Below are 21871 nucleotides of genomic sequence, written 5' to 3'. Positions count from 1 at the left end.
CGTAGGGTCCGCGGGCAGGGCGCAACAGCTTGAGTGATGTCCGAACTTCCTACCCGGAATGACCCGGGCAAGGTTCAGAGGGTCTGCGGCCAACCTGTCCTTGGCTGCCGCACTCTCAGCGCTGTGGCGCTCCCCTGTCGGAATATGAAGATGCGTTCCGGCTATGCAGTTGGCTGTGAAGTTGTGTTCCGGCCAGACTAACGCTCGGCCGCGGCGAGCTGACCGCACGCCCCGTCGATCTCCTGGCCACGGGTGTCACGAACCGTGACAGGTACCCCGTGAGCGGCGATGGCGTTCACGAAGGCCTTCTCGTCCTCCGGCCGCGATGCCGTCCACTTCGAGCCCGGCGTCGGGTTCAGCGGGATCAGGTTCACGTGGACGGGCTTGTTCTTGAGCAGCCGCCCGAGGCGGTCACCGCGCCATGCGTGGTCGTTGATGTCCCGGATCAGCGCGTACTCGATGGAGAGGCGGCGCCCCGACTTGGCGGCGTACTCCCATCCGGCCTCGAGCACCTCACGCACGTTCCACCGCGTGTTGACGGGTACGAGGGTGTCGCGGAGCTCGTCGTCGGGCGCGTGCAGCGAGATGGCGAGGCGGCACTTGAAGCCCTCGTCGGCGAACCGGTGGATGGCGGGCACGAGCCCGACGGTCGACACGGTGATGCCACGCTGCGACAGCCCCACGCCGTCCGGCTCGGGGTCGGTGAGCCTGCGGATGGCCCCGGTGACGCGGTTGTAGTTGGCGAGCGGCTCGCCCATGCCCATGAAGACGATGTTGGAGAGCCGCGCGAGCCCACCGGGGATCTCCCCGTCCCGGAGCGCGCGCATCCCGTCGACGATCTGATGCACGATCTCGGCGGTCGACAGGTTCCGGTCGAGCCCGGCCTGCCCCGTGGCACAGAACGGGCAGTTCATCCCGCACCCGGCCTGCGACGAGATGCACATCGTCACGCGGTCCGGATAGCGCATGAGCACGGACTCGACGAGCGTGCCGTCGAAGAGGCGCCACAGCGTCTTGCGGGTGGTGTCGTCGTCGCAGCTGATGTGCCGCACGACGGACATCAGCTCGGGAAGCAGCGCCTCCTGGAGCTTCGTGCGCGAACCGGCGGGGATGTCGGTCCACTGCTCCGGGTCGTGCGCGTACCGCGCGAAGTAGTGCTGCGAGAGCTGCTTGGCGCGAAACGGTTTCTCGCCGACGGCGGCAACGGCTTCCTTGCGCTCGGCAGGCGTGAGGTCAGCGAGATGCCGCGGCGGCTTCTTGGCCCCACGGGGCGCGACAAAGGTGAGTTCTCCAGGTACAGGCATGGTCCACCCAGTGTCGCAGACATACGGCAAGGGGCCCGCCGCCCTGTGGACGACGAGCCCCTCACGTGTACTTCACGCACGAAACCGCAGATCAGCCCGATCCGACAAAGATCACGAGCAGCAGCCAGACCACCGGTGCGGTCGGCAGCAGGGAGTCGAGGCGGTCCATGATGCCGCCGTGGCCCGGCAGCAGCGTGCCCATGTCCTTGATGCCGAGGTCACGTTTGATCATCGACTCGCCCAGGTCCCCGAGCGTCGCGCTCGCGGCGACCGCCAGGCCGATGAGCAGACCCTGCCACCACGTGCCGCCGTCGATCAGGAACTCCATGCACAGCGCGCCGCCCGCCATCGCGAACGTCACCGCGCCGACCAGGCCCTCGCGGGTCTTGCCGGGGCTGATGCGCGGGGCGAGCTTGTGCTTGCCGAAGCGCCAGCCGATCGCGTACGCCCCGGTGTCGCTGACCACGGTCAGGAGCAGGAACGTGAGCACCCGCATCGCACCGTCGTCCGCGGTGAGCATCATCGCCACGAAGGTGGCGAGGAACGGGACGTAGAACGCCGCGAAGACGCCCGCCGTGACGTCCTTCAGATAGCCCTCGGGCGGCTCGGTCATCCGCCAGACGAGCACCGCGAGCGCGGTGAGCGCCATGGCGACCCAGGCGCCCTCGGGTCCGCGGACGTACCCGGCGACGACCATCGCGGCGCCGCCCACCGCCAGCGGGACCAGCGGCGCCTTGATCTCCTTGCGCTCCTGGAGCCGCGAGGTGAGCTCCCAGAGACCGACCACGACGGCGACCGCTATGACGCCGATGAAGACGGCCTTCACGATGAAGAGCGACGCGACGATCACCGCGCCGAGCCCCACGCCGACTCCTATGGCCGCCCCGAGATCACGGCCCGCGCTCTTCTTCTGCGGCGCTTGAGGCGCCTTGGGCGCGTGAGGCGCTCGCGGCGCCTCGGGGGCGGGCTGTGATGCGCTGGGCATGGGCTCCTGGGGTACTTCAGGCATGTCAGGCACGATGGGCATGGGCTGCGTCTCTGCTGGATACAGGGCGTCATGCGCATCGTACGCGGGACCTGCCGGGGCAGCCCCTTGAGCAGGGCCCTGGTCGGGCGGCCCCCAGTACCCGGCTCTGGGAGGCGCCCCCCAGGAAGAGTCGTTCACGGATCGGATTCCTCAGTCCTCAGACCACGAGCCCTCAGACCTCGAGCAGCTCGGCTTCCTTGTGCTTGAGCAGCTCGTCCACCTGAGCGACGTACTTCGCGGTGGTGTCGTCGAGCTCCTTCTCCGCGCGCCGGCCCTCGTCCTCGCCGATGTCGCCGTCCTTGATCGCCTTGTCGATCGCTTCCTTCGCCTTGCGGCGGATGGAGCGGATCGAGATCTTGGAGTCCTCGGCCTTGGTCTTGGCGACCTTGATGTACTCCTTGCGGCGGTCCTGCGTCAGCTCGGGGAACGTCACTCGGATGATGTTTCCGTCATTGCCGGGGTTGACGCCGAGGTCGGAGTCGCGGATCGCCTGCTCGATGTTGCGCAGCGCGCTCTTGTCGAACGGGGTCACCACGGCCATCCGCGGCTCGGGCACCGAGAACGAGGCCAGCTGATTGATCGGCGTAAGGGCGCCGTAGTAGTCGGCCACGATCTTGTTGAACATCGCCGGGTGCGCACGGCCTGTGCGAATCGCGGCGAAGTCCTCCTTGGCGACCACGACGGCCTTCTCCATCTTCTCCTCGGCCTCGAGGAGGGTCTCTTCGATCACCACTTGCTCCTGCGTGTTGTGAGTGGGCTGGGGGCGCCCCCACACGGTGAAGTAGGGGGAGTCCATGGGGTGTCGGCTGCGTCGCGTCTCTTTCCCTGCACCGTGTCCGACCGGCAGGGCTTTGTCCATCCCTCGTGGCCCTCGGGGGGCGCCGCGAGATCAGGCGCGGGTGCCCTCGTCGCCCACGAGTGTGCCGATCTTCTCACCCTTGACGGCACGCGCGATATTGCCGGCGGAGAGCAACTCGAAGACCAGGATGGGCAGCTTGTTGTCGCGGCACAGCGTGATCGCGGTCATGTCGGCGACCTTCAGGTCGCGGGTGATGACCTCGCCGTAGCCGAGCGCGTCGTACTTCACCGCGTCCGGGTTGGTCTTGGGGTCGGAGTCGTAGACCCCGTCGACGCCGTTCTTGCCCATGAGCAGGGCCTCGGCGTCGATCTCCAGGGCGCGCTGGGCCGCGGTGGTGTCGGTGGAGAAGTACGGCATGCCCATGCCGGCGCCGAAGATGACCACACGGCCCTTCTCCAGGTGCCGTACGGCGCGCAGCGGGATGTATGGCTCCGCGACCTGGCCCATCGTGATGGCGGTCTGCACGCGGCAGTCGATGCCTTCCTTCTCCAGGAAGTCCTGGAGGGCGAGGCAGTTCATGACCGTGCCGAGCATGCCCATGTAGTCCGAGCGGGCACGGTCCATGCCGCGCTGCTGGAGCTCCGCGCCACGGAAGAAGTTGCCGCCGCCGATGACGGCCGCGATCTGGGCACCGTCCCGGACGACCGCGGCGATCTCCTTGGCGATCGCGTGCACCACATCGGGGTCGACGCCAAGGCCGCCCCCGCCGGCGAATGCCTCACCGGAGAGCTTCAGCAGGAAACGACCGGGGACTTTATCGTCGCCACTGTTTGTGTCGGCCTTGGTGGTCATGGAGTTCTCGCTTCTTTTTGCTCGGCGCACATACGAAGAAGGCCACTGCCGGTGGGGTGTCGTTCGCATCCCATGCTCGGCAATGGCCTCCTCGTCAGATCCTGCGGTCGTACGTCGCGTACGCGTGGGTACGCGGGCGACCGCTGTCGACCCTAGCGGGGTCTACCGTCGATCGCGGTACGGACTCAGATGCCGACCTTGATGCGCGAGAAGCGCTTCAGGGTGACACCGGCCTCGTCCAGGACCTTCTGGACGGACTTCTTGTTGTCGAGCGCGTACGGCTGACCGAGGAGGGTGGCCTCCTTGAAGAAGCCGTTGACGCGACCCTCGACGATCTTGGGCAGCGCGGCCTCGGGCTTGCCCTCGGCGCGGGTGGTCTCCTCGGCGACGCGGCGCTCGGACTCGACGACCTCGGCCGGGACGTCCTCGCGGGAGAGGTACTTCGGCGCGAAGGCGGCGATGTGCTGGGCGATGCCCTTGGCCAGGTCGGCGTCGGCCTTGTCCAGCTCGACCAGAACACCGATCTGCGGGGGCAGGTCGGGCATGGTGCGGTGCATGTACGCGGTGACGTACGTGCCCGCGAACTGGGCGAAGCGGTCCAGGACGATCTTCTCGCCGAGGTTGGCGTTGGCCTCGTCGACGTAAGCCTGGACGGTCTTGCCGGCCTCGATCTCGGAGGCGAGCAGCGCGGCGATGTCGGCGGGCGACGTCTTGGCGATGTGCGCGGCCAGCGAGTTCGCGACGGCCTGGAACTTCTCGCCCTTGGCGACGAAGTCCGTCTCGCACTTCAGCTCGACGATCACGCCGGAGGTGTTGTCGTCGGCGATGAGGGAGACCACGGCGCCGTTCTCGGCGGAGCGGCCCTCGCGCTTGGCGACGCCCTTCTGGCCCTTGATGCGCAGGGCCTCGACGGCCTTGTCGACGCTGCCGTCGGCCTCGTCGAGCGCCTTCTTGCAGTCCATCATGCCGGCGCCCGTGAGCTCACGGAGCTTCTTGACGTCAGCGGCGGTGTAGTTCGCCATGATCCTGGAATTCTCTTTCGGAGGTCTGAAAGATCTACGGGTGAACGGCGGGGGCCTGTGGGCCCCCGCCGTCAACTACCGAACCTGTGAAGGTCAGGCCTGCTCGGTCTCCGCGGCGGGGGCCTCGGCGGCAGCAACCTCGGCGGGGGCCTCGGCCTGCTCGGCGTCGGCGGCCTTCTCCGTCTCGGCGGACTTCTGAACCTCGGCCTCGGCGGCCTTCGGCTCGTCGGCCTTCTTCTCGCCCTCGAGCAGGTCGCGCTCCCACTCGGCGAGCGGCTCGCCGGCGGCCTTCTCGCCCGGCTTCTGGTCGCCCGTGGCGACGCCGGAACGGGCGATGAGGCCCTCGGCGACGGCGTCGGCGATCACGCGGGTGAGCAGGGTGACGGAGCGGATCGCGTCGTCGTTGCCCGGGATCTTGTAGTCGACCTCGTCGGGGTCACAGTTGGTGTCGAGGATGGCGACGACCGGGATGTTGAGCTTCCGGGCCTCGCCGACCGCGATGTGCTCCTTCTTGGTGTCCACGATCCAGACGGCGCTGGGCACCTTGGACATCTCGCGGATACCGCCGAGGGTCTTCTCCAGCTTGGCCTTCTCGCGGGAGAGGACGAGCAGCTCCTTCTTGGTGAGGCCGGACGCGGCCACATCCTCGAAGTCGATCTGCTCGAGCTCCTTCAGGCGCTGCAGGCGCTTGTAGACGGTCGAGAAGTTGGTGAGCATGCCGCCCAGCCAGCGCTGGTTCACGTAGGGCATGCCGACGCGGGTCGCCTGCTCGGCGATGGCCTCCTGCGCCTGCTTCTTCGTGCCGACGAACATGACCGTGCCGCCGTGGGCGACGGTCTCCTTGACGAACTCGTAGGCGCGGTCGATGTACGACAGCGACTGGAGCAGGTCGATGATGTAGATGCCGTTGCGCTCCGTGAAGATGAAGCGCTTCATCTTCGGGTTCCAACGACGGGTCTGGTGACCGAAGTGGACGCCGCTTTCCAGCAGCTCCCGCATCGTGACGACGGCCATGGCCGTACTCCTTGGTGTTCTCGGTTGTGCCGCGTCCGCCGGACGGCAGACGCGCCTGACGCCCGCGATGCGCCTTGCCACAAAGGACCGAGAGGCGCTGGCACCTGGCTTTTGATGGCCTGATGTCGGGGCGTGCGAAGTCGACCCGGTGACCCGGATCGCCACAAGAAGTGTACGGGACCCGCGAGGCAGCGGGTGACGCCGCTGTCCACAAGCGGCTGGTCATCCACAGATCCGCGCCATGATCCCCGCGGAGCGGCCCGGCGCGGGACGGTTCTGGCATGTCTCACATGCGAAGAAGCCTGAGTGCGGTACTGCGTCCGATGCTGGGTCCGGTGCTGCTGTGCGTGGCATTGATCACCGTGGCGGCAGTGCCCGCCGGGGCTGCCGGGGAGCCGGTGTCAGAGGTGGCTCGGGAGCCGGTGTCAGAGGTGGCTCGGGAGCCGGTGCCGAAGGTCGGCCGCGCTTGGCCGGTGGGGGTGCGGCCCGCTGTCGTACGGGGCTGGGAGCCCCCGGCGACGGAGTACGGCCGGGGCCACCGGGGCGTGGACCTCGCGGCGCCGCCGGGCTCGGTGGTCCGGGCTGCGGTCGCGGGCAAGGTCTCCTTCGCGGGCCGGGTGGCGGGACGGGGTGTGGTCGCCGTGACGCTGACGGGCACGGGTGATCCACCCCTGCGCACGACGTACGAACCGGTGCGGGCCACGGTCAAGAAGGGCGCCGAGGTGGCTGCGGGCGCGACGCTCGGGGTGCTGGAACCGCCCCGCGCCCACTGCCGGGACAGCTGTCTCCACTGGGGGCTGCTGAGGGGCGAGGCGTATCTGGACCCGCTGTCGCTGCTGCCGCCGTGGCTGCTGCGACGCGGCGCAGCCCGCCTGCTGCCGGTGATCGATGTGCCGTTCCTGCGGCCGGTCCCGCTGTGGGCAGGCCTTCTGCCGGGCGGGGCAGGTGGCGGGGCAGAGGATGGGTCAGGGGGACGGGATGCCCCGCTGCCGGGCATCGACGTGCGAGGGCTCAGCCCCGCACACCCCGCAGGGCCATGGTCACGGCCGCCTCGGTGATGGCGGACGGGTCCTCGGCGGCGCCCAGCTCGATGCGCCGCACCGCCGCGTCCACGACACCCTGCAGGAGCATCGCCGCGAGCCGTGGCTCGGCGTGCCCCAGCTCGCGCAGCGCCTCGCCGATCATGGCGACGAGCCCTCCGTGCGCGGCCCGGATCTTCTCGCGCGCGCCCGCGTCCAGCTCGGCCGCGGAGATCGCGACGACGGCCCGGTGGCGCCGGTCCCCCACCAGATCGAGCTGCCGCCTGACGTACGCCTCGACCTTGCCCTCGGCGGAGTCGGCGCCCTCCATCGCGGCGGAGACCTCCGCCGCCCAGACGGGGAAGTCGACCTCACACAGCTCCTCCACGACCGCGGCACGCGACCGGAAGTACTCGTACACGGACGACCGCGCGAGCCCCGTGCGTTCAGCGAGGGCGGGGAAGGTCAACGCCTCCGTACCGCCCTCGGACAGCAGGGACCGCGCGGCGTCCAGGAGGGCGCCGCGCTGCATCGACCGGTGCTCGGCCACAGAGGCCGCTCGAATCCTTGGCACGCCCTCCACTCTACGGACGTGACCGCCCGGACGGGAGTCGCTCCACCCCGCGAAACCCCACACCCCGGTCGCGCGGCACATGCCGGGGGCAGGGACGATTCAGCGCGCTCAGCGGCCGAAACTCGCCAGCTTCGCCCGCAGCTGGAGCACCGACTTCGTGTGGATCTGGCTCACCCGGCTCTCCGTCACGCCGAGCACGTTGCCGATCTCGGCGAGCGTCAGACCCTCGTAGTAGTAGAGCGTCACGACGGTCTTCTCCCGCTCCGGCAGCGTATTGATCGCGCGCGCGAGCAGCCGCCGCAGCTCGCGGTCCTCGGCGACCTCCACGGGGTTGTCTGCCGCGGTGTCCTCAAGGGTGTCCATCAGGCTCAGCCGGTTGCCGCCCTCGCCGCCGACGTGCAGGAGTTCTTCGAGGGCCACCACGTTCGCCAGCGACAACTGGCTGAAAATGGCATGCAGTTCCTCGATGGCGATGCCCATCTCGTGGGCGACCTCGCCCTCCGACGGAGTACGCCGCAACTGCGCCTCGAGCGTGGCGTAGGCCCGCTCGACGTTGCGCGCCTTCTGCCGCACGGACCGGGGAATCCAGTCGAGCGCGCGCAGTTCGTCGATCATCGCGCCACGGATGCGGGTGATCGCGTACGTCTCGAACTTGATGGACCGCTCGATGTCGAACTTCTCGATCGCGTCGATCAGACCGAACACCCCGGAGGACACGAAGTCCGCCTGCTCGACATTGGGCGGGAGGCCCACGCTGACCCGGCCCGCCACATATTTCACCAGCGGCGAGTAGTGCAGGATCAACTGTTCGCGCAGCCGCCCGTCCCCCGTGTCCTTGTACGAACGCCACAGCTCGTCCAGCGACGAGGGGGCGGGGGGCCGCTCCCGCTCGCCGCTCCGGGCGGCGGGAGGAGCCGCCGCCCGATCGGACCCTGAGGTGTGCTGGGGCATTTGTTGCCTTGAGCCGTTCTGCCGTGAACCGGTGAGGTCGTGCGAGCCGGTGGTTTCGCCCGCGCCCGCGAGGTGGTGAGTTTGCGTGAAGTGAATGAGGTTGTCCGTCTGCTTGCCTGTGGTTGCCTGTCCGCGTCGGAATCCTTGTGAGCGTAGCGTGACTGGAGTGTCGCAGTGTGCGAACAGCGGGGGATCCCGCGTACGCAGATACGTTCCGCTGGGCGCCCCACCGAGTACCTCCCGTCGCCGTCCGTGACGAGCTTGAAGCGTCAACTGCGGGCATTCCCAAGGGCATCGGGGGTTCATCCAGACGGCCGAACACGGTCGGTCACGAACCGTCTCCCTCCGGCGAGACCGACACAATCGCCTGGCGTGTCAACTGCCAGCCCTCGCCGTGTCGTTCGACGAACCCGAGAGAGCGCAACTCGTACAGCCGACCGATCGCCGCGTCCACCACCGTGCCCGCCCCGAGTGCGATCTCCCGGGGTGACGCACTCCCCCGGCCGGGCACCGCCGCCAGGACGCGCGCGGCGTCCGGGGCGAGCAGATCGCGCGGCACGACGGGCCCGCGCCGCTCCGGGGCCAGCTCGCCCATGTCACCCACCAGCTCGACGACGTCCGCCGCGTCGGTCACCAGGACTCCGTCCCGCCGCAGCAGTTCGTGCACCCCCGCCGAGAGACCGCTCGTCGCGGGGCCCGGCACCCCCATCGTGAACCGTCCGAGCTCCTGGGCACTGCGCGCCGTGGCGAGCGCACCACTGCGGTAGGCGGCCTCGACGACGACACTCCCCCGGGTGAGAGCGGCGATCACGCGGTTCCGGAGGATGAACCTGCTCGGCGTGGGATGGTCCCCCGGCGGCAACTCCCCGACCAGCAGCCCCTGTTCCGCGATCCTCCTCAGCAACTCGGCGTGCCCGCGCGGGTAGGCTTGATCGACCCCGCACGCGAGCACCGCGACCGTGGCCCCACCGGCCCCCAGCGCCCCCCGGTGCGCGGCACCGTCCACCCCATAGGCACCGCCCGACACGACCACCCACCCCCGCTCGGCCAGCCCCGCACCCAGACCGGCCGCCATGTGCGCCCCGTACTCCGTACAGGCCCGCGCGCCGACCACGGCCACCGACCGCAGCGCCCATATCCGCAGGCTGGGCTGCCCCCGCACCCATAGCCCCACGGGTCGCGCGTCCCCGAGGTCGTCCAGCTGGGCGGGCCACTCCGACTCCCCCGGACACACGAAGCGCACCCCCGCGTCCCGCGCCACCGCCAGGTCCCGCCCAGGCCTCGCCCGCACGGCCCGCGCCCGCAACCCCTCCCACCTCGCCGGCGTCACCCCGGCCAGCCGTCCCTCCCCCTCGACGAGCCGCCGCACCACTTCCGTGGCCCCGGTCTCGCGCAACCACCGCCCTCCCACCGCGTCCCCCGGTTCGAGGACGCGCGTCAGGGCGACCCTTGCCAGCCGTTCCTCCTCCGGGGTGCCGCCCTGGTCAGCTGTCATGTCAGCGGTCATGTCAGCGCCCCGATCGCCATCGGCACTCCCCGCGAGACCCCCGTACGCAACTGCAGCGCGAGGGCGACATCCTGAACCCCGGGCCGGTCCCGCCCCGCGAGGTCCGCGACGGTCCAGGCGACCCGCAGGACGCGGTCGAGCCCCCGCGCCGTCAGGAAGCCTCGCTCCAGGTCGAGTTCGGCGGCGTCCAGGGCGCCCGGCTCCGCGGGCCATCGCGTGCGCAGCGCGTGTCCCGGGACCTCGCTGTTCGTGCGCCAGCCGGTGCCGGTCAGCCTGGCCGCCGCCCGCTCCCGGGCGGCGCGCACCCGGTCGGCGACCGTCTGCGTGGAGTCCCCGGGAGTGCCGTGACCGGCCAGCTCGGAGCGGGTGACGGGCTCCACCTCGACCTTCAGGTCGACCCGGTCGAGCAGCGGTCCCGACAGCCGCGCCTGATAACGGCGGATGATGGACGCCGGGCACTCGCAGCCGTCACCCAGCAGGGTGTGCCGACCGCAAGGACAGGGGTTGGCGGCGAGCACCATCAGGAACTTCGCGGGCAGACGCACCACTCCCGCGCTGCGAGCGATCACCACATGCCCGGATTCCAGGGGCTGGCGCAAGGAGTCCAGGGTCTGGCCGCTGAACTCCGGCGCCTCGTCGAGAAAAAGCACCCCGCGGTGAGCCAACGAGACCGCCCCCGGCCGCGCGATCCCCTTGCCGCCGCCCACCAGCGACTGCATCGTCGCGGAGTGGTGCGGCGCGCAGTAGGGCGCGGTGTCCACCAACGGCTTGCCCGGGGGCAGCATGCCCGCCACGGAGTGGACGGCCGTCACTTCCAAGGACTCCTCCCGGGTCAGCCGGGGCAGGATCGCCGGCAGCCGCTCCGCGAGCATCGTCTTTCCCGCGCCCGGCGGGCCCTGCAGAAAGAGGTGGTGCCCGCCCGTCGCCGCCACCTCCAGGGCGGTCCTGGCCGAGGTCTGGCCGACGACATCGGCGAGGTCGAGGGCGAGGGCGTCGTCCAGACCGCCGCTGAGCCCCGTGCCCACACCGGTCCCGGGCACGCAGAGCCCCGCGAGCATCGGGTCCGGGCGCCCGGGCTCGTCCGGCTCCTCCTCCGGCACCGGCTCATCGGTCAGCACGGCGATGAGCTGCCGCAGGCTGCGCACCCCGAGCACCGAGACCCCGGGCACCAGCGCGGCCTCCGCCGCGGTGCACTCCGGGACGACGACCTGCTCATAGCCCGCGTCGGCCGCCGCGAGAACCGCGGGCAGCACTCCCCTGACCGGCCGCACCCGCCCGTCGAGCCCCAGTTCGCCGATCATCACGATGTCGGTGAGGGTCCGCGGGTCGATCCGCTCCGCCGCACCGAGCACCGCGCAGGCGATCGCGAGATCGAAACCGCTGCCGCCCTTGGGCACCGACGCCGGACTGAGGCCCACCGTGAGCTTCTTCTGCGGCCACTCCCCTCCGGAGTTGACCACGGCGGCCCTGACCCGGTCCTTGCTCTCCGTCAGGCTCTTGTCCGGGAGCCCGACCAGCGTGAACGCCGCGACCCCCGGCTCCAGGTCGGCCTGCACCTCGACGACCACGCCCTCGACGCCCACCAAGGCCACGGAACATGTACGCGCGAATCCCATCAGGCCACCCCCCGCGCGTGCTCCACGACAGGTGCCCCGCGGCGCGGGACCAGGACGCCGACGAGATCGATCCGCACCCCGCCCGGCGGCGGGCCGCCACGCTCGTCGATCCAGCGCTCGGCGAGACGCCGCAGCCGCTCCGCCTTGGCCTGGCCCACGGCGGCCATCGGGTGCTGGTAGATCCCCGAGCCGACCAGGGCGGCCCTGCGCGTCTTGACCTCACAGACGACCAGCGCTTCGCCGTCCATGGCCACGATGTCGATCTCGCCGGTCCTGCCACCGCGCCAATTGCGCTCCAGGACCGTCATCCCGGCTTCGCCCAGCCGCCGCGCGGCCAGATCTTCGCCGTACCGCCCAAGTGCCCCACGTGCGTTCATGTCGGAACCACCTCCGACACCCACTCTGGGACTCAGCCCCGAGCGCTGTGGATCTTGGTGGACGACTCACGCGTTGTGGATAACCCGCTCACCCGTGACAGTGAACCGAGCGGTGAACCGAGTGGTGAACCGAGCACTGGGCTGGTCACTGGACCGAGCGCTGAACTCAGCCGCCCGGCAGTTCGAGGTCGCTCTTGTTGAGCTCCTCGATATTCACGTCCTTGAACGTGAGGACACGCACCTGCTTCACGAATCGAGCAGGCCTGTACATGTCCCACACCCAGGCGTCCGCCATGGACACCTCGAAGAAAACCTCACCCTGGACCGAGTGCACCTGCATCTCGTAGTCGTTGGTGAGGTAGAAGCGCCGTTCGGTCTCGATCACATATTTGAACAGACCGACGACATCGCGGTACTCCCGGTAGAGCTTCAGCTCCATCTCGGTCTCGTACTTCTCGAGGTCCTCGGCGCTCATGGCATGTTCCCCTTCAGCCGTGCGTCCCCCTATTGTGCGTCAGCCCCTGGAGCCTCTACACGATTTCCGTGTCGAGGGTCTCGGGCCGGCTCGGAGGACCCTCGTCGAGCAGCCTGCGAAGCAACTCGGCGAGCCTGGTCGGATACACCGTCTCATGTGCCTCGGTCAGTTCCTGGCACGTCCACCATCGCGCTCCCGCGACACTCCGCCGTTCAAGCTCCGTCAGCCCCGCGGCCCGCGTGTACGTCTGCGACGTACGCGCCAGGAAGTACCGCTCGTCCTGGTCCCAGCGCCGTCCGGCGAAGGGGAAGGAGCAGACCCGCTGCCACAGGGCGGGGCCGAGCTCGACCTCGGTGATGCCCGTCTCTTCCATCAGTTCACGTAGCGCGGCCTGTTCATGCGTCTCGTCGCCCTCCAGACCGCCGCCCGGCGTGAACCACCAGTCGTCCGCCGCGTCCTCCGGCTCATGGCCGTGCAACAGGAGGATGCGGTCCTGCGGGTCGAGCAGCACCACCCGCGCGACCCTGCGCAGCGCCCCCGATTGCGGCTCCTCAGCCGACATGGGCGCTCTCCGCCGAGCGGTCGCGGCTGCGCGGACGCCCGCGCCCGCGCCGCAGCCGCTTGGCCACCGGCCCGTACGCCGCGCCGCCCAAGACGAGGACGGCACCGACCACCACCGACCACACCATGAGCCGCACCGGCCCGGGGTCAGAGATTCCGCCCGGCATGTCCGCGAAGCCCTCGGGGCGCTCCAGCGTCCCGAACCGCTCCGACGGCCAGGCCACCGCGTCGACCCGCCCCTCCACCGCGCCACGCGGCACGGAGCCGCGGTTGGAGTCGCCCAGGTGCACGCTGGAGTCCAGGGAGCCGCTGCGCTCGTCACCGAGCAGGAAGAGGTTGCCCTTGGGGACCGTGGTGGCCGGGATTCCGGTGGCCGCGGCTCCCGCGCCCTTCGGAAGATACGGTTCTGCGACGGGCTTGCCGTTGACCATCAGCTTGCCGTCCGTGCAGCAGGAGATGCGGTCCCCGCCGACGCCGACGACCCGCTTGACCATCGGCAGGTCGCCCCAGCTCGCCTGCCGGAAGACGACGACGTCACCGCGGCGCACCTCGCTGCCGTCGATCCGCTCCGCCAGGACCCGGTCGCCCGCGCCGATCGTCGGCGTCATCGACCCGGTGGGAACGGTGTAGGGCTGATACAGGACGGCGCCCCAGACGAAGCCTCCCAGGAAGAGCACACAGCCGAGGGCCACGGCCAGTCCCGACAGCACGCTGCCGAGCCGCCCGTGGCCCTCGTCCGTACGTTGTGTCCTGCTCATCCCAGTGCTCCCCCGTCTCGGAGACGACCCCGCGCTCCTACGAACAGGAGCGCGGAAGATCCGTGATCTGGGACGGCACCCTACCCGGCGGTACCTCCGCCAGAAACCCTCGCGGCCTGCGCGGCAGCCACCGTCAGCCGGCGTCGGCGCCAGAGCACGACCGGCACCGCACCCGCGAGCCCGAGGGCCGCCGGCGCCGCGCTCATGGCGGCGTTGATGCCCTGCTGGTCGAAGGTGTCCGGCTTGGGCAACGTCGCCCAGCGGGTGGGCGGCCAGGCGATCACGATGGCGCGGCCCACGACGTTGTCCACGGGGACGGCGCCGCCGCCGGGCTGGTTCTGGTGGTAGCGGGAGTCCAGCGAGTTCTGCCGGTGGTCGCCCATGACCCAGATCTTGCCTGCCGGGACGGTGAGCTTGAACTGGCCGCCCTGGTCGTCGACGGTGCACGGGGTGTTGCCCTCGAAGACGTACGGCTCGTTCAGCGCCTTGCCGTTGACCTTCACCGGTCCGGTGCCCTTGCACTCCACCGTGTCGCCGCCGACCGCGATGACGCGCTTGATCAGGTCCTTCTCGTCGGCGGACGGCATCAGGCCGACCCAGCCGAGGACCCGCTGGATCGCGTTCGGGTCGGGCGTCGGCTCACCGTCCAGCCAGTGGCCGGGGTCCCTGAAGACGACGACCTCGCCGCGCTCGGGCTCCGAGCCGAACCACGGGGTCAGCTTGTCGACCAGGACGCGGTCGCCCTTCTGGAGTGTGTTCTGCATCGAGTCCGAGGGAATCGAGAACGCCTGCACCAGGAAGGTCTTGATCACCAGGGCCAGGATCAGCGCGATGCCGATGAGGAGGGGAAGCTCCTTCCAGAAGGAGCGGGGCTTCTTCGCCTCCTTGGTCTGCTTCCCGTCCGGCTCGCCGGGTGCGGGACTGGCTCCCTCGGGATCATTCCCGGGGCTCACGCCGTCCGCCGCGGCCTCCGGCTCGTCTGTACGACCCGGCTGTTCCTCGGGCCCACCGTGTCCGGACCGTGCGCCGACCGCCACATCCCCCACATCCACTCCTCAGTCCGTGCCGCTGCCCGCTCCTGATGCGATGCAGGCCCACCACTCCCATAACGAGCGGGAGTTCCGCAGGGGTCGGGAGTCCGGTCAATCCGTATCGATCGCCTGGGGCCACCCTATGCGACGGGCCAAGGGCGGTGTCCGACCCCGCACGCGCGTCGGGCACCGACGCGTACGTCTCGGGCTCCTCCAGTTTGCGCCAGTGGTCGAAGGGCCAGGCGATGACGAGCGCGCGGCCCACCACGCTGTCCTCGGAGACGGTGCCGCTGAACTTCTCGGTGCGGTGGAAACGGGAGTCGGCCGAGTCGGAGCGGTGGTCACCCATGACGAAGAGCCGCCCCTCGGGGACCTTCACCTCGAACTCGAAGGACGAGGGCTCGTCCCCCGGGTTGATGTAGGGCTCGGTGAGGGGGACTCCGTTGACCATGAGCTTCTTGTTCTTGTCACAGCACTTCACGGTGTCGCCGCCGACGCCCACGACGCGCTTGATCAGGTCGCGTTCGTTGTCGGAGGGAAGCAGGCCGATGAAGGCGAGGCCTTCCTTGACCTGCTTGACGCCTACGGGGTCGTCCTTCTTCTTGGTCTGTTCGTCCTTGAGCCAGTTGCCGGGGTCCTCGAAGACGACGACATCGCCGCGCTGCGGCTTGGCACCGAACCACGGGGTGAGCTTGTCGACGAGTACGCGGTCGCCGACCTTGATCGTCTGCTCCATCGAGCCCGAAGGGATCACGAAGGCCTGCACCAGGAAGGTCTTCAGGACCAGGGCTATGAGCAGCGCCACGCCTATGAGGAGAGGTATCTCCTTGATCGCCGAGCGCTGCCTGCGCCGCTTGACCTTCCGCGCGAGCTTGCGCCGCTCGGCCCTTCCGGGCAGTACGGGACCGCTGGTGGGCCGGGAGCCGGTGGGCAGCCGGGTGTCGGCCCGGTGACTGGCGGGGCGGGTCCGTCCGCGGTTACCCATGCGCGCCGCCTGGTGCCGGCACGCGCGCGTAGCTGTCGGGACGCTCCAGGGAGGTCCAGTGGCCGATCGGCCAGGCGATCCAGTCGGCTCTGCCGATCACGGAGTCGACGGGGATCATGCCGCCGCCGGGCATGCCCAAGTAGTCGCGGGAGTCACTGGAGTCACTGCGGTGGTCACCGAGGAGGAACAGGCTGCCTTCGGGCACGACCGCGACGAAGCGCGACTTCGAGGGGGCGTCCCCCGGGTACAGGTACGGCTCGTCGACGGGCTCGCCGTTCACCTTGATCCTCCCCCGCTTGTCGCAGCAGACCACCCGGTCTCCCCCCACCCCTGCGACCCGCTTGATGTAGTCGGCATCTCCGAAGTAGCCGCTGCCGTCGAAGACGACCGCGTCACCTCGCTGCGGCTCGGAACCGAAACGGTACGCCAACTTGTTGACGAGTACCCGGTCTCCGACCCGGAACGCGGGCTCCATGGAGCCGCTGGGGATCTGGAAGGGCTGCATCACGAAGGTGCTGACGAGCAGCAGGGACACCATGCAGAACAGCAGGGTCAGGGTGGCTCTGCCGCCGGGCACCCAGGACACGAACGACACAAAAGCGGAGCGCGACCGGTCCTCCGTCCCCTCGGACTCACCCTCGCGCTCGGCGCTCGGGGAATCAGTGGGTGGGGAGGAGCGGTCGCGCTCCGTGTGCTGTGCTTCGGTGTCCATCGGGGCCAGATGCTATCCGGCTCCGCTGTGGACCCGTGCGCGAGCTCAGTTGTCGCGCTTCTCCTTGATCTTCGCGGCCTTGCCGCGCAGCTCACGGAGGTAGTACAGCTTCGCGCGACGCACGGCGCCGCGGCTGACGAGCTCGATCTTCTCGACGATCGGGGTGTGCACCGGGAAGGTGCGCTCCACGCCGACGGAGAAGGAGACCTTGCGGACCGTGAAGGTCTCGCGCACGCCGGCACCCTGGCGACGGATGACTACGCCCTTGAACTGCTGGACACGGGAGCGGTTGCCCTCGATGACGCGCACGTGGACGTTGACGGTGTCACCCGGGCGGAAGGCCGGGATGTCGGTGCGCAGCGAAGCGCTGTCGACGGAGTCGAGCAGGTTAGCCATGATCGTCTGCTTTCTTCACTGATGCCACAGGTCATCAGCGGGAAGTTCGTGATGAGGATTCGATAGCTGTTCGCGTCGGGCGGGCGTCGTTCCCCCTGTGGCAGGGGCGCACGCTGGACGTACAGCAGCGGCCTATTCTTCCACGGCCTGGGGGTCTCGCCCAAATCGGCCGTCGGGACCCGGGCGCCACCCCAGGATCGAGAGCATCTCGCGGTCCTTCTTGTCGAAGACGGCGGGGTCGCAGCGCTCGATCAGATCGGGCCTTGTGCGGACCGTGCGCCGCAGCGCCTCGTCCCTGCGCCAGCGTGCGATCTTGCCGTGGTGGCCGCTGATCAGCACGTCCGGGATGCCGTGCCCGCGCCATTGCGGGGGCTTCGTGTAGACGGGCCCTTCGAGGAGGTTGGCCATGGCGCCGGGCGCGAAGGAGTCGTCGCGGTGGGACTCGGCGTTGCCGAGGACTCCGGGCAGGAGCCTGGCCACGGCCTCGGTGACGACCAGGACGGCCGCCTCGCCGCCCGCGAGGACGTAGTCGCCGATCGACACCTCGTAGACCGGCATCCGGGTCGCGTACTCGTCCATGACGCGGCGGTCGATGCCTTCGTAGCGCGCGGGCGTGAAGACCAGCCAGGGCCGCTCGGAGAGCTCGACGGCGAGTTCCTGGGTGAAGGGCCGCCCGCTGGGCGTGGGAACGACCAGGACGGGCCCGTGCGCCCCCGCCTCGTACCCCTCGGCGAGTACGTCGTCGAGGGCCGCGCCCCAGGGCTCGGTCTTCATGACCATGCCGGGGCCGCCGCCGTAGGGGGTGTCGTCGACCGTGTTGTGGCGGTCGTACGTCCACTCCCTGAGGTCGTGCACGTTCACGTCGAGCTGTCCACGCGCGCGTGCCTTGCCGACGAGGGAGACGTTCAGGGGTTCCAGGTACTCGGGGAAGATCGTGACAACGTCGAGCCGCATCAGGCTTCGTCCCCCGAGGGCCTCTCGCCAGAGGGCTCCTCGTCCGAGGGCTCCTCGTCCGAGGGCTCCTCGTCGTCCCTGGCCGAGGCGATCACCGCGCGGTCGTCGATCAGGCCGGGCGGCGGGTCGATGATCGCCCGCTGCTCCTCCAGGTCGATCTCCGTGACGATCTCCTCCACGAAGGGGATCATCACCTCGCTGCCGTCGGGGCGCTCCACGATGAACAGGTCCTGCGAGGGCAGGTGCGAGATCTCGGTGATCCGGCCGACCTCGAGGCCCTCCTTGGTGACGACGTCGAGGTCCATCAGCTGGTGGTCGTAGTACTCGTCCTCGTCCTCCGGAAGCTCTTCCGGATCGACCTCCGCGATGAGCAGCGTGTTGCGCAGCGCCTCGGCGCCCGTGCGGTCGCGTACGCCCTCGAAGCGCAGCAGGAGGCGGCCGCTGTGCACCCGGCCGGTCTCGATGGTCAGCGGTCCCGTGGAGGCGGGGTCGGTGGCGAGCACGGCGCCGGGGCCGAGCCGCAGCTCCGGCTCGTCGGTCCGCACCTCGACGGTGACCTCACCCTTGATGCCATGGGCGCGGCCGATCCGCGCGACTACCAGCTGCACTGCTTTCTCCTGTGTCTGCAGACGACTACGGGCCGAGGAAGGCCCAGAAGCCCTCCCCGGCCCGTGCCGGTGCTACCTGTGGTTCAGTGAACCTGGTCCACGTCGACGAGGTCGACGCGGACACCGCGGCCGCCGATGGCGCCCACGACGGTCCGCAGAGCGCGTGCGGTACGGCCGTTGCGGCCGATCACCTTGCCGAGGTCGTCCGGGTGGACCCGGACCTCGAGCACACGCCCCCGGCGCAGGTTGCGCGAGGCGACCTGCACGTCGTCGGGGTTGTCGACGATGCCCTTCACGAGGTGCTCGAGAGCCTCCTCGAGCATGCTCAGGCCTCGGTCGACTCGGTGGACTCGGCCTTGGCCTCGTCCGCCTTCTTGTCAGACTTCTTGGCCTTCTGGGTGATGGCCTCACCCTTCGCCTCGTCGCCCTCGAGGCCCTTGGTGAAGGCCTCGAACGCGGCGCGCTTGTCCTTGGGCTCCGCGACGAGCAGCGGCGCCGGGGCCGGCAGGCCCTTGTGCTTCTGCCAGTCACCGGTGAGCTTCAGGATCGCCATGACCGGCTCGGTCGGCTGAGCGCCGACGGAGAGCCAGTACTGCGCGCGCTCCGAGTCGACCTCGATGCGCGAGGGGTTCTGCACCGGGTGGTACAGACCGATCTCCTCGATGGCCCGACCATCACGGCGGGTACGGGAGTCGGCGACGACGATGCGGTAGTGAGGCGAACGGATCTTGCCCAGACGCTTCAGCTTGATCTTGACTGCCACTGGAGTGGTGTCTCCTGGTCTTGACGTGGTTGGGCACAACGAGATGCCACGTGGGGTTGCGGTACTCGGGGTGCCCGATGGACGCGTCAGCCGGAGGCGAGAGGGTTCCTATGCGGCTGTCGAGTACAGCTAGCCATTGTGCCATACGCCGCCGGGGCGTCCGAACCCGGTCCGGGCGCCCCCACGACGCATCCCCAGCTCAGCCCGTCAGCCCGCGGCGGCGCCGACCACTTCCGGGATGCGGAAGGGCTTGCCGCAGCCGCCGCAGACGATGGGCGCCTGGGCGAGCACCGAGGGGACCACGCGGACGTTGCGCCCGCAGTCGCAGACCGCCTTGACGCGGACGCCGCCCCCGGAGGAGCCGTGCCGGGCGGCCGGGCCCCGGAAGCTGCGTGCGGTGTCGGCGGCTGTCGCCGCGGTGTGCGCCTTGAGGGCGCGCTGGAGCCGCTCGATCGTCGGGCGGTAGCGCTTGCGCGCCTCGGGGTTGAGCGTGACCAGCGAGAAGCCGCTGCTGGGATGCGGCTCCTCGGGGTGGTCGAGGCCCAGCTCCTCGGCGATCGCGAGGAATCTGCGGTTGTGATAGCGGCCCGCGCGTGAGGTGTCGCGTACGCCGCGTGACGCGGCGATGCCATGGACTGCCTCGTGGAGCAGTCGCTCGAAGGAGAGTTCGGCGCCGCAGGCGGACGACGACTCTCCGATCAGGGATTCGGGCGCGGCAAGATCGGGCAGCTCGGGGTGGTGCCGCTGAATATCGGCCCACGCCTGTGCCAGCTCTGCGGCGAGAACAGGTGGTGTCGTGCTCACGTCGTGAACAACGAGCCGGGATGCCCAGGGGTTCCATTCCGGGGCATCCCAAATAATTTGCACGTACCCGTCAGTTGTCATTGATGCGTCCGGACGAGGGCGGGTGCGCTGATCTGCCCAGAAGCCTCGCAGCTCATGGCAAGCCGGTACGTAGTGGCGCGTACGCCCCGGCGCGTAGAAGAAGCGCGCACACCGGGACTCGTGTTGACCCGGCAGGCGTACGAGCCGAGAACGAGCGCGCCGGTACCGGAGGCGTCCGCGTCAGTAGGCGCGGGCCACCACGGCGACGTTACCCGGGGTCTCATCGGCGTCCGGCACCGCCCCGTCCTCCGTGACCAGACACCGTACGGACACGGAGTGCTCCGCGAGCTTCGCCTCGCCCTCCGGGCCGAGCGTGGCCCAGGGGATGCGTGCCCAGCCGCCGGCGGCCGTGGCCTCCACGGCTTCCCGCACCGTGGTGACGTCCGCGGTGTGGGCCTCCCGCCGTGCGCGGGCCTGGTCAAGGAGGAGCTGCTGACCCTCTTCGAGGAGGGTGGGCAGCAGCGTGGTCAGGGAGTCGATCGCGACCGGCTCCTTGCCTCCCCGGCTGTGCTCGTCCACGATCCGGCGGACCACCATCGCGGTGCGGTTCTCCAGGTCGCGCGGGCCGACCTCGACGCGCACCGGCACTCCCTTGAGCTCCCAGTCGACGGCTCGGCGTCCGAAGGGGATGTCCGTGCGGTCGTCGACCTGGACGCGTACGCCGGCGGCCTTGAGGCGGTCGCCGATCTCGCGGACCTCGGCGAGCACCGCGTCGTCGCCCTTGACGGCGAGGACGACGGCCTGGACCGGTGCGAGGCGCGGCGGGACCCGCAGGCCGCTGTCGTCGCCGTGCATCATCACCAGGGCGCCGATCATCCTTGTCGTACTGCCCCAGGAGGTCTGCCAGACCAGTTCCTGCCTGCCTTCCCTGGAGAGGTACTGCGTGTGGAAGGCCCTGGCGAAGTTCTGGCCGAGTTCGTGGCTGGTGCCGAGCTGGAGGGCCTTGCCGTCGCCCATCATGCCTTCGAGCGTGAGGGTGTTGACGGCCCCCGCGAAGCGCTCCTCGGCGGTCTTGCGGCCCAGCACGAAGTCCATCGCGAGGACGTCCCGCATGAAGGCTCCGTAGACGTCACGGTGGATGCGGGCCGCGAAGTCGCGTGCTTCCTCGTACGTCGCGTGGGCCGTGTGGCCCTCCTGCCAGAGGAACTCCGACGTCCGCAGGAAGAGCCGGGGCCGCAGCTCCCAACGGACCACGTTGGCCCACTGGTTGATCAGGAGCGGCAGGTCGCGGTAGCTCTGCACCCACTTGGCGAAGTACTCGTTGACGATCGTCTCGGAGGTCGGGCGGATGACGACCGGCTCCTCCAGCTCCTTGCCCCCGCCGTGCGTGACGACGGCCAGTTCGGGGGCGAAGCCCTCGACGTGCTCGGCCTCCCTGGTCAGGTACGACTGGGGGATGAGGAGAGGGAAGTACGCGTTCTGGGTGCCCGTCTCCTTGATGCGGGCGTCCATGTCCCGCTGCATGCGTTCCCACAGGCCGTAGCCGTACGGTCGGATCACCATGGTGCCCCGCACCGGACCGTTGTCGGCCAGCTCGGCCTTGTTGATCAGGTCCTGGTACCAGCGCGGAAAGTCTTCCGCGCGGGGCGTGAGTACGGGTGCCTTAGCCATGGCGCGCATGGTACGGCGGGCCTCTGGAGCGCGTGCAGCGAATTTCTCCGGGGCTTCCCCGGGGTTTCTC

Annotated in this window: 24 protein-coding genes and 1 pseudogene; 1 reads left to right on the top strand and 24 read right to left on the bottom strand. The window is 69.7% G+C overall.

The window, feature by feature from the left end; translation table 11 throughout:
* Positions 1–197 precede the first annotated feature (197 nt).
* The 6 genes from rlmN to rpsB all read right to left on the bottom strand — a co-directional run bounded on the left by rlmN (position 198) and on the right by rpsB (position 6018).
* Positions 198–1304: a 23S rRNA (adenine(2503)-C(2))-methyltransferase RlmN gene (rlmN, locus tag ACWFRU_RS31905; protein ID WP_453691549.1), complete on the bottom strand. Its 1107-nt coding sequence runs from the start codon at positions 1302–1304 to the stop codon at positions 198–200.
* Positions 1305–1395: 91 nt separating this feature from the next.
* A complete protein-coding gene (locus ACWFRU_RS31900; protein WP_453691548.1) occupies positions 1396–2469 on the bottom strand; it encodes a phosphatidate cytidylyltransferase in 1074 nt (357 codons plus the stop codon).
* Between the two features lie 34 nt (positions 2470–2503).
* Positions 2504–3061: a ribosome recycling factor gene (gene frr, locus ACWFRU_RS31895; RefSeq protein ID WP_365824123.1), complete on the bottom strand. Its 558-nt coding sequence runs from the start codon at positions 3059–3061 to the stop codon at positions 2504–2506.
* A 159-nt stretch (positions 3062–3220) separates the two neighbouring features.
* Entirely contained in the window at positions 3221–3982 is a 762-nt protein-coding gene (gene pyrH, locus ACWFRU_RS31890) for a UMP kinase (protein WP_397714914.1), read from the bottom strand.
* A gap of 185 nt (positions 3983–4167) precedes the next feature.
* A complete protein-coding gene (tsf, locus tag ACWFRU_RS31885) occupies positions 4168–5004 on the bottom strand; it encodes a translation elongation factor Ts (protein ID WP_365824119.1) in 837 nt (278 codons plus the stop codon).
* A 93-nt stretch (positions 5005–5097) separates the two neighbouring features.
* Positions 5098–6018, bottom strand: a complete 921-nt coding sequence (gene rpsB / locus ACWFRU_RS31880) for a 30S ribosomal protein S2 (RefSeq protein WP_453691547.1) — start codon at positions 6016–6018, stop codon at positions 5098–5100.
* Between the two features lie 323 nt (positions 6019–6341).
* On the opposite strand from rpsB, the pseudogene ACWFRU_RS31875 reads away from it, so the two are divergent.
* Positions 6342–6914, top strand: a pseudogene (locus ACWFRU_RS31875) (peptidoglycan DD-metalloendopeptidase family protein); the annotation flags it as partial.
* Positions 6915–7029: 115 nt separating this feature from the next.
* Here ACWFRU_RS31875 and ACWFRU_RS31870 read toward each other — a convergent pair.
* The 18 genes from ACWFRU_RS31870 to proS all read right to left on the bottom strand — a co-directional run bounded on the left by ACWFRU_RS31870 (position 7030) and on the right by proS (position 21801).
* Positions 7030–7587 (bottom strand): TetR/AcrR family transcriptional regulator, encoded by a 558-nt coding sequence (locus ACWFRU_RS31870; RefSeq protein ID WP_453691627.1) that lies wholly within the window; start codon positions 7585–7587, stop codon positions 7030–7032.
* Between the two features lie 132 nt (positions 7588–7719).
* The gene (gene whiG / locus ACWFRU_RS31865; protein WP_365824115.1) at positions 7720–8562 is read right to left on the bottom strand and encodes an RNA polymerase sigma factor WhiG; all 843 of its coding nucleotides are present in this window, start codon (positions 8560–8562) and stop codon (positions 7720–7722) included.
* Between the two features lie 328 nt (positions 8563–8890).
* Positions 8891–10057 (bottom strand): DNA-processing protein DprA, encoded by a 1167-nt coding sequence (gene dprA, locus ACWFRU_RS31860; protein WP_453691546.1) that lies wholly within the window; start codon positions 10055–10057, stop codon positions 8891–8893.
* A gap of 8 nt (positions 10058–10065) precedes the next feature.
* Positions 10066–11685 carry a YifB family Mg chelatase-like AAA ATPase gene (locus ACWFRU_RS31855; protein ID WP_453691545.1) on the bottom strand — a complete coding sequence of 540 codons (1620 nt, stop codon included), beginning with the start codon at positions 11683–11685 and terminating at the stop codon, positions 10066–10068.
* On the bottom strand, positions 11685–12062 hold the full coding sequence (locus ACWFRU_RS31850) for a YraN family protein (RefSeq protein ID WP_453691544.1): 378 nt from the start codon (positions 12060–12062) through the stop codon (positions 11685–11687). Before ACWFRU_RS31850 ends, ACWFRU_RS31855 begins: the two co-directional genes overlap by 1 nt.
* Before the next feature lie 166 nt (positions 12063–12228).
* A complete protein-coding gene (locus ACWFRU_RS31845) occupies positions 12229–12537 on the bottom strand; it encodes a DUF2469 domain-containing protein (RefSeq protein WP_003965949.1) in 309 nt (102 codons plus the stop codon).
* A 55-nt stretch (positions 12538–12592) separates the two neighbouring features.
* Complete coding sequence (locus tag ACWFRU_RS31840; RefSeq protein WP_453691543.1) at positions 12593–13099, bottom strand: NUDIX hydrolase; 507 nt, start codon at positions 13097–13099, stop codon at positions 12593–12595.
* Entirely contained in the window at positions 13089–13856 is a 768-nt protein-coding gene (gene lepB / locus ACWFRU_RS31835) for a signal peptidase I (RefSeq protein WP_453691542.1), read from the bottom strand. The genes ACWFRU_RS31840 and lepB (ACWFRU_RS31835) overlap by 11 nt, the downstream gene beginning before the upstream one ends.
* 80 nt (positions 13857–13936) lie before the next feature.
* Complete coding sequence (gene lepB, locus ACWFRU_RS31830) at positions 13937–14902, bottom strand: signal peptidase I (RefSeq protein ID WP_453691541.1); 966 nt, start codon at positions 14900–14902, stop codon at positions 13937–13939.
* On the bottom strand, positions 14793–15872 hold the full coding sequence (gene lepB / locus ACWFRU_RS31825; protein ID WP_453691540.1) for a signal peptidase I: 1080 nt from the start codon (positions 15870–15872) through the stop codon (positions 14793–14795). The genes lepB (ACWFRU_RS31830) and lepB (ACWFRU_RS31825) overlap by 110 nt, the downstream gene beginning before the upstream one ends.
* Positions 15865–16584, bottom strand: a complete 720-nt coding sequence (gene lepB / locus ACWFRU_RS31820; protein ID WP_453691539.1) for a signal peptidase I — start codon at positions 16582–16584, stop codon at positions 15865–15867. Before lepB (ACWFRU_RS31820) ends, lepB (ACWFRU_RS31825) begins: the two co-directional genes overlap by 8 nt.
* A gap of 45 nt (positions 16585–16629) precedes the next feature.
* Positions 16630–16980: a 50S ribosomal protein L19 gene (gene rplS, locus ACWFRU_RS31815; protein ID WP_160507458.1), complete on the bottom strand. Its 351-nt coding sequence runs from the start codon at positions 16978–16980 to the stop codon at positions 16630–16632.
* 132 nt (positions 16981–17112) lie between these two features.
* Complete coding sequence (trmD, locus tag ACWFRU_RS31810) at positions 17113–17934, bottom strand: tRNA (guanosine(37)-N1)-methyltransferase TrmD (RefSeq protein WP_453691538.1); 822 nt, start codon at positions 17932–17934, stop codon at positions 17113–17115.
* Positions 17934–18542 carry a ribosome maturation factor RimM gene (rimM, locus tag ACWFRU_RS31805; RefSeq protein ID WP_453691537.1) on the bottom strand — a complete coding sequence of 203 codons (609 nt, stop codon included), beginning with the start codon at positions 18540–18542 and terminating at the stop codon, positions 17934–17936. Before rimM ends, trmD begins: the two co-directional genes overlap by 1 nt.
* A gap of 83 nt (positions 18543–18625) precedes the next feature.
* On the bottom strand, positions 18626–18865 hold the full coding sequence (locus ACWFRU_RS31800; RefSeq protein ID WP_030361979.1) for an RNA-binding protein: 240 nt from the start codon (positions 18863–18865) through the stop codon (positions 18626–18628).
* Between the two features lie 2 nt (positions 18866–18867).
* Positions 18868–19305, bottom strand: a complete 438-nt coding sequence (rpsP, locus tag ACWFRU_RS31795; protein ID WP_453691536.1) for a 30S ribosomal protein S16 — start codon at positions 19303–19305, stop codon at positions 18868–18870.
* Positions 19306–19512: 207 nt separating this feature from the next.
* Positions 19513–20109 (bottom strand): hypothetical protein, encoded by a 597-nt coding sequence (locus tag ACWFRU_RS31790; RefSeq protein WP_351165389.1) that lies wholly within the window; start codon positions 20107–20109, stop codon positions 19513–19515.
* Positions 20110–20370: 261 nt separating this feature from the next.
* Positions 20371–21801 carry a proline--tRNA ligase gene (gene proS / locus ACWFRU_RS31785; protein WP_453691535.1) on the bottom strand — a complete coding sequence of 477 codons (1431 nt, stop codon included), beginning with the start codon at positions 21799–21801 and terminating at the stop codon, positions 20371–20373.
* Positions 21802–21871: the final 70 nt, after the last annotated feature.

The sequence above is a fragment of the Streptomyces sp. NPDC055099 genome (assembly GCF_053607685.1).
This window is presented reverse-complemented; position numbering and strand designations above follow the sequence as displayed.